Below are 9,165 nucleotides of genomic sequence, written 5' to 3'. Positions count from 1 at the left end.
CCCTTCGGTCTTTTGGGCGCGGCACTGGCAGTGCGCGTTGAGCCCCATCCGTTCCGCCAACACAACGAAGCCTCGACTGCGCGTCCCGGTCGAAATGACGGGGCTTTTTTGTATGCGTTGAATTTACGTTCGCCCTGCGGTCGAATGAGTCCCGCCGGAATGCCGGCCAGCGCTCCGCCAATACAACGAAGCCTCGACTGCGCGTCCCGGTCGAAATGACGGGCCTTTTTTGTATGCGTTGAATTTACTTCGCCCTGCGGTTGAATCAAAGCCCGCTCGACTGCAAACGGCGCAAGTCACGGTAGGGGTGTTTAAATCACTAGGCGGAGATTGGCATATTTGATGACGCATGTTAGATGGCGCATGCAAAATGACGCATGTTAGATGGCGCATGCAAAATGACGCATGTTAGATGGCGCATGCTAAATGACGCATGTTTAGCGCGCGTATCTTTAATGTTTACTCTTGCCGTGTAGAGGAAGAAGAAAGTGGCTATCAGTCACTTTCTTCTTTTTCAAATTGCAAGTGCCAATGAGAGATTATGCGGCGCGCTATCAAAGAATATCGGTGAATATTGTTGGTTCAATCAATAATTTAGAACTACTTTGTTTTTTAGGAATCAACGCGTTGCATAAAAAAGAGGAGCCGTAGATACTAACCACACTTTCAATATGTGTTTCTCAATCATTAAGCCAACGTGATAGTACTTATTGGGTATGGTGTTATTGCATCTTATCTTATTATGTATCGGTTCTGTTTTTTACTATGCTTAAAACAGAATGTGTAGATAAATATTTTCATTAATAACTATTTTCTGCATGGTCAAATTGACTTTTTGCTTCAAAGGATTTGAATATGCAAAAAACACTCGCTGTGTTTTTATTATTATGTACTTCATTCTCATCACAGGCTGTGATTAAAGAAGAAGGTGGGTGGGTGTCTAATAATTTGTCATTTTATGGCAATGAAATGCGTACTGTGCTTAACGCTAACTCTCAGGCTGGTTCTTCTTTACAGCTGGTGTTTGATAAAACGCCTGAGCAATGTCTCAGCACGCTGTCTATCGTGTTTGGCGGCTATGAGGGAGAAAGCTTTACCCGTAATGATTTGAATTGCTTCGTACAAGCAGGAGAAGGGCGCGAACAGTATTCGGAAACCTTTACCTGTTCCGGTATTGCCTCAGAAGACAGCGGGATATTTTTGTTTAACTTAGTCTTGAATGAGTTCAGTAAAGATCGTCTACTCAATGGTATTGTGAATAAAGACTCTCTCCAATTCAATGTATTGGATATTGAATTGAATGAACAGTTTGATATGACTGATCCGAATGGTTTTATTCAAGATGGCTTGGCATTTTGCCAGGAAGAACGAGCATAAAGACGAATTAAATAGTCATCATCAAAATTTGTTGAAAACGAAATAAGTTGCCATTGAACGATGGCAGCTTATTTTTTTATTCGTGATTCAGTATAATCAGAGGTGAGCAGCGAATACATTAGTGGGCAAGGGATAAACCGCAACGAGATGTCGGAGAGGAAAAGGAATGCAAATAGGATTATTGGCTGATCACCCAGATGCTGTCTCGACGATCACGCGTTGGTATTTTGATGAATGGTCCCATATTGCTCCAGAGGTGACCGAAGCCTGGCTCTTTCAGCGAATAAAAGAAAAAGCCGTGAACAGTCACGCCCTTCCTTTAGCTTTGGTCGCCTACGATGATGAACAGCTGGTGGGTGTTGTTGAGTTGAAAATATGTGAAAACACCCATTATCCAGAATATGAACATTGGTTGGGCGGAGTATATGTTGCGCGAGCACATCGTAAGAAAGGCATTGCGTCTGCATTACTCAACGCCGCGAAAGAGAAGGCGCAGCAGCTCGGGATCACCGTGCTTTATCTGCAATGTGAACAGCATAATATCGCGTTATACCGTCAGCATGGTTTTTGCGTCTTGCATACGGCCATGCACCATCGTATGACGACCACCATCATGGTATGGCAGGCTTGATCATCCGTCTCGCATGCGGGATGATCGTCGTTTCCCAACTTTCTTTTAACGAGGAGAGTTGATTTTACAGCGTGTTACATGGAGGCGACGTTGTACCAACTTTACTATTACCCCAATAATGCCAGCCTGGCGCCGCATTTTTTATTGCATCATATGCAGCAACCTTATCAGCTGTTGCTGGTGGATAAGAAAGCCAATGTACAAAAATCACCCGATTATCTGCGATTGAATCCTGCGGGGCGTATTCCCACGTTAGTGGTGAATGACCAACCTATTTTTGAAAGTGCGGCGATTTGTATTCATCTGTGTGAATCCCATCCTGAATTTGGGTTGATCCCGCCATTGGGGGATGCAAAGCGTCCGTTGTTTTTTCAATGGCTCGCGTATCTGAATAACACCTTACAAGCTGAGCTCATGGTGCGTTATTACCCGCACCGTCACACCGATGATGAAAGCACGATCCCCAATGTGATTGCGGCCCAAGATGAACGTATTGGTGATGCATTGGCAGTGATCAATGATCAACTAGCACAACATCCGTATCTGTTGGGTGAGGAACTCTCAGCCTGTGATTATTTCTTATTTATGCTGGCGGAATGGTGTTTGCCTGTGAAGCGCTCGCCATTGACCTTCCCGCATTTGGCAGCATACCTACAGCGTTTGTGTGGCTTACCGACGATTCAGGCCGTGTGCGAGATAGAAGGGATCGACCTTGCACCGTTACAGATCAGCGTGGCAAAAGCGTAGCTCGGTGCAACGGTTGCATAAATACCCTCAATAGAGTGATACGGGTGAGTCATCCCTTTACAACCGCTATCACTTTATTGCTTCATTGATGGGTGGGATATTCCTTTTAGGTTTATTGATGGCGTGATACACACCCTGTACGCCTATAAAACATTCATAAATTTAATTTTAAGCGCAAAATAAAAGTGTGATCGGTTAATAAATCGCCTGTAATTGTTAAAGGTATCATTCCGATTTTTGGTGTATTCACTTCCATTACGTTGCATGTTTTTGCTTGTTTCTTCTAAAAGAGTTCTCTGTGGCGGTCGACTGCTTTACCTTTATTTCAGTTTGTAAAATAAAGGGGAACGTAATGAAATGGAACACTTCAGCCCTTGCGCTCGCGGTTGGCGCATTGTGCTCATCACAGGCATTTGCCTTGCCACAACAGGCGCTTGATCAGTTCGGTAACGATGTTGCTGTGTCTTACACTGTGATTGATAACACTCAGGATGAGTGGCGTACCTTCCGCGCCGTTATCGCGCTGGATAACCAAGGTGCAACCGCACTGCCAGCAACGGGCTGGTCTATCTGGTTCAGTCATATCCGCCGCATTCCGACCGTATTAACCGACCAATTCACTATCACCCATGTTAACGGTGATATCTTTAAACTGGAACCTACAGCCGCGTTCAAAGGGCTGCCAGCAGGCCAACGTCTGGATATTCATTTTGACGGTTCAGACTGGCAGGCAGCCAAAACCGATATCATGCCAAACTGGTACTTTGTGTCTGAGCATGAAGGCCTCGCTGTCTCTGCATTGATCAAAAGCACCAGCAACATGATTGATGGCAAAGTGCCTGTGCTGCCACAAGACGAATTGCCATTTGTGGGGGATTTCACCACCGCCAAACAGTGGAAACGTTACGATTCAGCCAGCTTGTCGGATCTGTATGATCCGTTCACGGCTGAGCAGCGTTTTGAGCGCAATGCGAGTTTGTCAAAGATTGATGACGTGGTGGGCGTGGTGCCTGCACCGGCACAAATGACCGTCGGCACTGGTGATGTTGCGCTGGATGCAGACTGGATCGTGGTTTACGACGCCGGTTACGAGCAAGAAGCCACGTACCTGGCTGAGCAACTGGGTCTGACTGTCGCACCTTGGTCGCCGACAACGGCAAAAGTGATCAAAGTGGGCTGGGGACAGGTATCGCTGAACAGCCGCTCTGTATGGACGGAAGCTTATAACCTGACGGTGGATGCGGCACAAAATAGCATCAAGATCGCGGCTGCCGATGCGGCGGGTGCATTCTATGCGGCACAGTCACTGTTGCAGTTAGTGGATAACGGCAATGTGCCGGCGGTACAAATTACCGATGCCCCACGTTTTGAATACCGTGGTTTCTCTTTGGATGCTTCGCGTAACTTCCGTGATAAAACCACCGTATTGCGTCTGCTTGATCAAATGGCCCGCTTTAAGTTGAACAAACTGCACCTGCGTTTGGCGGATGATGAAGGCTGGCGTATTGAAATGCCATCACTGCCAGAGCTGACTGATATCGGCTCTCGTCGTTGTCATGATCCTGAAGAGCGCAGCTGTTTACTACCGTTCTTGGGCGCAGGTCCTGACGGTAGTGCGGATTCTAACGGTTTCTACACCGCACAAGAGTACCGTGAAATCCTGACTTACGCGGCAGAGCGTAACATTGAAGTAATCCCTGAGTTGGATATGCCTGGTCACGCACACGCCGCCGTGAAAGCGATGGAAGCGCGTTACCACCGTTTGATGGAAGAAGGTCAGCCTGAAGCAGCGAAAGAGTTCCTGATGACGGACTTTGACGATAAGTCGGAGTACCTCTCTGTACAGATGTTCACGGACAACGCGATGAACGTTTGTATGGAATCAACTTTCAACTTTGTTGATCAGGTTGTGGGTGAATTGGCTGCGCTTCACCAAGGCATTCAGCCACTGAAAACCTTCCACTTCGGTGGTGATGAAGTAGCAGGTGCATGGAAGAACTCACCGGTGTGTGACGCTTTCTTTGCGAACAATGACAAAGGCATCACTGACCCTGATCAGCTGAGCCAGTACTTTGTTGAGCGTGTCGCAGCTATAACCGCTAACCACGGTCTGAACTTGGGCGGCTGGGAAGATGGTCTGATGCACAGCGGTAAAGTGTACCCGCGTGCGAACATGGCGAACGCCGTCGTAACGGGTAATGCTTGGCAGAACATTTGGGAGTGGGGTGTGGGTGACCGCGCGTACAACCTGGCCAACAATGGCTTCAAGGTGATCTACAACCACGCAACTCACTTCTACTTCGACCACCCGTACGAGCCCGATCCAAACGAGCGTGGCTACTACTGGGCACCACGTTACACGGACACCCGTAAGACATTTGGTTACATGCCAGATGACGTGTTCGCGAATGCTGACTTTACCCGTGCCGGTGCGCCGATCTCTAAAGAGGATGTGGTGGCGTCTGCAGGCGTGAAGAAACTGGAGCGTCCTGAAAACGTGGCCGGTCTACAGAGTTCACTCTGGGCTGAAACCGTACGTACCAGCGAGCAGTTTGAAGGTATGGTCTTCCCGCGTATTATCGCAATGGCTGAGCGTGCATGGCACACCGCGCCATGGGAAGCGCATGATCTGCAGTCTAAACCTGCTGATGAAGCGGCACGTGATGCGGACTACAACCGCTTTGCAAACTTGCTAGGCCAGCACGTGTTTGCCGATTTGGAAGCTGAAGGCATTGATTTCAACCTTGCGGTACCGGGTGCCAAAGTGGTGGAGGGCGTATTGCATGCGAACTCACCATTCCCTGGCTTGACGATTCAATACTCGCAAGATAACGGCACAAGCTGGCAGGTATTTGATGCGGCTAACCCTCCTGCCGTTGCTGGCAAGGTATGGGTACGTACCGCGTCTGGCGAGCGTGCGGGCCGTGCAACGTCTGTGCAGTAAGCATGTTTGAGTCAAACCGGCTAAGAAAAAATGCCTGAAAAGATCTGCTCAGTCATTGCTGAGCAGATCGCCAAACAATAAAAACCACAGGTCACATTACCTGTTACAACGTCAGTAAAAAAACAGTAACAATGTCAGTCCTATCAGCGTTGCATCGTGGTGTCGTTTTTCAAACGTAAAGCACGCCTCAATGTGATGACACCTTACTGACAAATAACCAAAAACAGATGGTGCACAGCAGCCCTGTCGAGCTCTAGTTGCTGTGCGCTGTCACCTTCCTGTATCGACCCGACCGTTTTGGTTGGGTCTTTTTTTCGCCCGCGCCTTTGCATTCTATTCTTATTAATGGTTTACACACTCGGCATCACCATAATAGCCTCAGGGTGAATGGATAATGGTGGTTTTAATGGGAGCTAAGGAAGAGGATGCCTTTTACACCTTTGCATATGGGGCCCGCATTGTTGGTCAAAAGCGTGGCACAGACGGGGTTTTCACTTACCGTATTTGGTTGGTCACAAATTGTGATGGATATTCAGCCCTTGGTGGTGCTTTTGACGCAAGAAGGGGATTTACACGGTATATCTCACACGCTGCTGGGCGCGTTGGTATTAGGGTTGTTGGCTGCACTCACCGGGAAGTACCTCAGTGAATGGGGACTGATAGTGATTAAGTGGCGGCGTTATTTGCCGATTCGCTGGAAAACGGCTTTTATTAGCGCGTATATTGGCACATTCAGCCATGTGTTTTTTGATAGCATCATGCATGTGGATGTCTCGCCGTTTGCCCCATTCAGTGCGGTGAATCCGTTACATGGGTGGTGGTCGATCAGTACCCTGCATTGGGTGTGTGTGATCACCGGCGCGGTCGGCGCTGTGATGTGTGTGGGACGTGAATGGTGGGCGCAGCGTAAGCGCACATCGGCATCATGAATCTCAGATAATCATTCAAGAGGAAACCGTCATGACATCAATACAAAAGTGGGCATTGGCTGCTGTCGTTATAGGGATGGGGGTCGCGGGGTATTTGGGACTGCAGGGTAACAAGGCGGATCCTCAAGTTGCATTGATACAGCAACTGGAAGAGATTGCCCAAACCGTCAATGCAGCCTTGCCGATTACGCTGGATGCCGACACACAACTGACAGCGGTTAAGGTCGATAAACAGGCATTGATTTATCACTATGCCTTTCTTACCGCCGTCCATGATGGCACTGCCCCGAAGCAACTGATCGATCAACTACGGCCGGCATTGGTGGAAGCTGCCTGCACGACACCCCTTACCGCTGATTTAATTCAACAAGGTGCCCAATTGCGCCACGTCTACACTGACTCGGTCGGCGAGCATAAAGTGTCGATCACCATTGGGCAGTTTGATTGTCAGTAATCGAATGGCGGTGTCGTTGCGTACTCATTGCTAGGTAGCATTTTCAGTACAGGAGCAACGAGGCGGATGAACATTTTTGTATTGGATGAGGATATTCAAACCTGCGCGCAGGCCCATTGTGACCAACATGTCGTGAAGATGATTCTAGAAAGCGTACAGATGCTGTGTACGGCACTGAACAAGAAAGGTTTTGAAACCCCGTATAAATCGACCCATGTGAAGCACCCCTGCGTACTGTGGGTGGAGGCGTCATACGATAATTTCCTGTGGCTGCGTGATTTAGCACTGGCACTCAATGAAGAATACAAATACCGCTACGATAAAACGGTTGATCACAAATCCATTGCGGTGCTGGCTACAATTGAACCCTTAACCTTTCCTTCCCACGGGTTAACGCCTTTCGCCCAAGCCATGCCTGATGAATACAAAGTAGAGGGCGATCCGATAGAGGCTTATCGCCGTTTTTATCTGGGTGATAAAGCCGCGTTTGCTAAATGGACCAAACGCCAACCACCTGCGTGGTACCTATCCAGTGCACATGCGTTGAATACCCAACAAAAGTGATGTTTTGATATACCGCTATGCATCGCATTGACTATAATGTCCTTACCGATTTTGCTCTGCTTTTGAGAGTGACGTCTTACGACATAAAGGTTGATGGCCAAGGAGAGAGAGGATGTTTAAGGACACCACAGTACGTTATTGTCAACTCCTTGGGGCGGCAGTATGGATGGTGAGCATGCCTGCCATTGCGGCTGAAGAAGACACGCCGATGCATTGCTTAACCGCAGAAGAAGTGGAAGTTTTACTGCTGGAATCTTTTCCCTCCTTAGTGTTATCCGGCACAGAAGTGATCAGTGTGGATGACTTCACTCCTGCCGATGAGGACGTTGAGCCCTCGCGTGTCACCTTCTTTGATAAGTTGAGCGCGGCATTGCGTAATCATTCCGAAGTGAATCATACCTATTACACCGAAATTGGCGGGGCGGAATTAAACCTTTCTGTCAGCGGGTCGTTACCCCATTTAACCGTGCAGCGTCAGTATCAGGAATCCGGTCAGAACATTGAAGCGCAGGTATTCCGTAATGTCTGCTATCAAAATGGCATTATTCATTCTGACAGCCTGATTGGCTGGTATGTCTCAGAAGGTTTGCTGCTGCTCGAAAAGCAGACCAATGTGAGTGGGATCCCGCAGGATATGTGGGTGTTTTATCCTGCGGCGATGGAAGAGGGTGTGGAATAAGTTTATTTATCACTGTCTGGAGGTTGTGTCATGTGGTGGATAGCGTTTAAGTATTTAACAACCGCAGCCATTGTGGTCATTATTTCCGAAGTCGCAAAGCGCAGCGATAAACTGGGGGCGCTGGTGGCGGCATTACCGACAGTGACTATTCTGGCATTGATATGGATGTACATCGAAGGCCAAGGGCAGGAAAAGCTGTCTAACCACGCCTTTTACACCTTCTGGTATGTGGTGCCGACCTTACCAATGTTTCTGCTGTTTCCATACCTGCTAAATCGCTATTCCTTCTGGCTGACCCTGCTTATTTGCTGCTTCGTCTCTGTTGTGAGCTTTGGCCTGACGGCATACATTGCCAAAGTGTGGGGGATCCGTTTATTGTGAATATGCTTTGCCCTTAACGTGTACGTAAGGTGCCGTGTGTATGCGTAAGGTAAGGCGCGAAAATCATGTCTTTCATCATGCTTAAGGAGAAGCAACGATGACGAAAAAACAGTGGTTTTTCATTCTTGGGATCCCGTTTTGTATGTGGACCATTGCGCTGGCGCTGCAAAATGAATCATTGCATTACCTGTTGCTCAATACCCTGCTGGCGATTCCGGCAGCACCCATGATTTTCAGTGATATCTTGAATAACATCATGAAATTGTTTGATAAAGACATGGCGATGTCATTGGAAGACGCCATTGATGCTGACCGCCAAGCCGCAAAAAGTGAATTACTGAATCGCAAGATCTATGAGACCTCGCAGGTGATCTCGCCTCCGTCAGATGACAAGGCGAGTTTGGATGATAAATAAATATTCCGTGTTGTAACGGTGTCGTGACCCCTTGTTGTGATTTT

The 9,165-nt window shown here is 48.1% G+C and carries 10 protein-coding genes; all 10 read left to right on the top strand.

Going from position 1 to position 9,165, the window contains the following annotated elements:
• Positions 1 to 855 precede the first annotated feature (855 nt).
• The 10 genes from ABT58_RS09100 (at position 856) to ABT58_RS09055 (ending at position 9,121) form a co-directional block, all read left to right on the top strand.
• Positions 856 to 1,377: a hypothetical protein gene (locus tag ABT58_RS09100; RefSeq protein ID WP_047874061.1), complete on the top strand. Its 522-nt coding sequence runs from the start codon at positions 856 to 858 to the stop codon at positions 1,375 to 1,377.
• A 166-nt stretch (positions 1,378 to 1,543) separates the two neighbouring features.
• The gene (locus tag ABT58_RS09095) at positions 1,544 to 2,008 is read left to right on the top strand and encodes a GNAT family N-acetyltransferase (protein ID WP_047874060.1); all 465 of its coding nucleotides are present in this window, start codon (positions 1,544 to 1,546) and stop codon (positions 2,006 to 2,008) included.
• A 90-nt stretch (positions 2,009 to 2,098) separates the two neighbouring features.
• Complete coding sequence (locus ABT58_RS09090) at positions 2,099 to 2,755, top strand: glutathione S-transferase family protein (RefSeq protein ID WP_047874093.1); 657 nt, start codon at positions 2,099 to 2,101, stop codon at positions 2,753 to 2,755.
• 352 nt (positions 2,756 to 3,107) lie between these two features.
• Positions 3,108 to 5,699, top strand: coding sequence for a family 20 glycosylhydrolase (locus ABT58_RS09085; protein ID WP_047874059.1), 2,592 nt, complete (start codon positions 3,108 to 3,110; stop codon positions 5,697 to 5,699).
• A gap of 425 nt (positions 5,700 to 6,124) precedes the next feature.
• On the top strand, positions 6,125 to 6,628 hold the full coding sequence (locus ABT58_RS09080) for a metal-dependent hydrolase (protein WP_047874058.1): 504 nt from the start codon (positions 6,125 to 6,127) through the stop codon (positions 6,626 to 6,628).
• Positions 6,629 to 6,659: 31 nt separating this feature from the next.
• Complete coding sequence (locus ABT58_RS09075) at positions 6,660 to 7,082, top strand: hypothetical protein (RefSeq protein ID WP_146147261.1); 423 nt, start codon at positions 6,660 to 6,662, stop codon at positions 7,080 to 7,082.
• 66 nt (positions 7,083 to 7,148) lie between these two features.
• Positions 7,149 to 7,646 carry a pyrimidine dimer DNA glycosylase/endonuclease V gene (locus ABT58_RS09070; protein WP_107205083.1) on the top strand — a complete coding sequence of 166 codons (498 nt, stop codon included), beginning with the start codon at positions 7,149 to 7,151 and terminating at the stop codon, positions 7,644 to 7,646.
• A gap of 112 nt (positions 7,647 to 7,758) precedes the next feature.
• A complete protein-coding gene (locus ABT58_RS09065) occupies positions 7,759 to 8,325 on the top strand; it encodes a hypothetical protein (RefSeq protein ID WP_047874055.1) in 567 nt (188 codons plus the stop codon).
• A gap of 30 nt (positions 8,326 to 8,355) precedes the next feature.
• On the top strand, positions 8,356 to 8,706 hold the full coding sequence (locus ABT58_RS09060; RefSeq protein WP_047874054.1) for a DUF3147 family protein: 351 nt from the start codon (positions 8,356 to 8,358) through the stop codon (positions 8,704 to 8,706).
• A gap of 97 nt (positions 8,707 to 8,803) precedes the next feature.
• Positions 8,804 to 9,121, top strand: coding sequence for a hypothetical protein (locus ABT58_RS09055; RefSeq protein ID WP_047874053.1), 318 nt, complete (start codon positions 8,804 to 8,806; stop codon positions 9,119 to 9,121).
• Positions 9,122 to 9,165: the final 44 nt, after the last annotated feature.

The organism is Photobacterium aphoticum (genome assembly GCF_001029435.1).
Lineage (GTDB): Bacteria > Pseudomonadota > Gammaproteobacteria > Enterobacterales > Vibrionaceae > Photobacterium > Photobacterium aphoticum.
The sequence above is the reverse complement of the archived record's forward strand: the minus strand, read 5'-3'. Positions and strand labels throughout refer to the sequence as shown.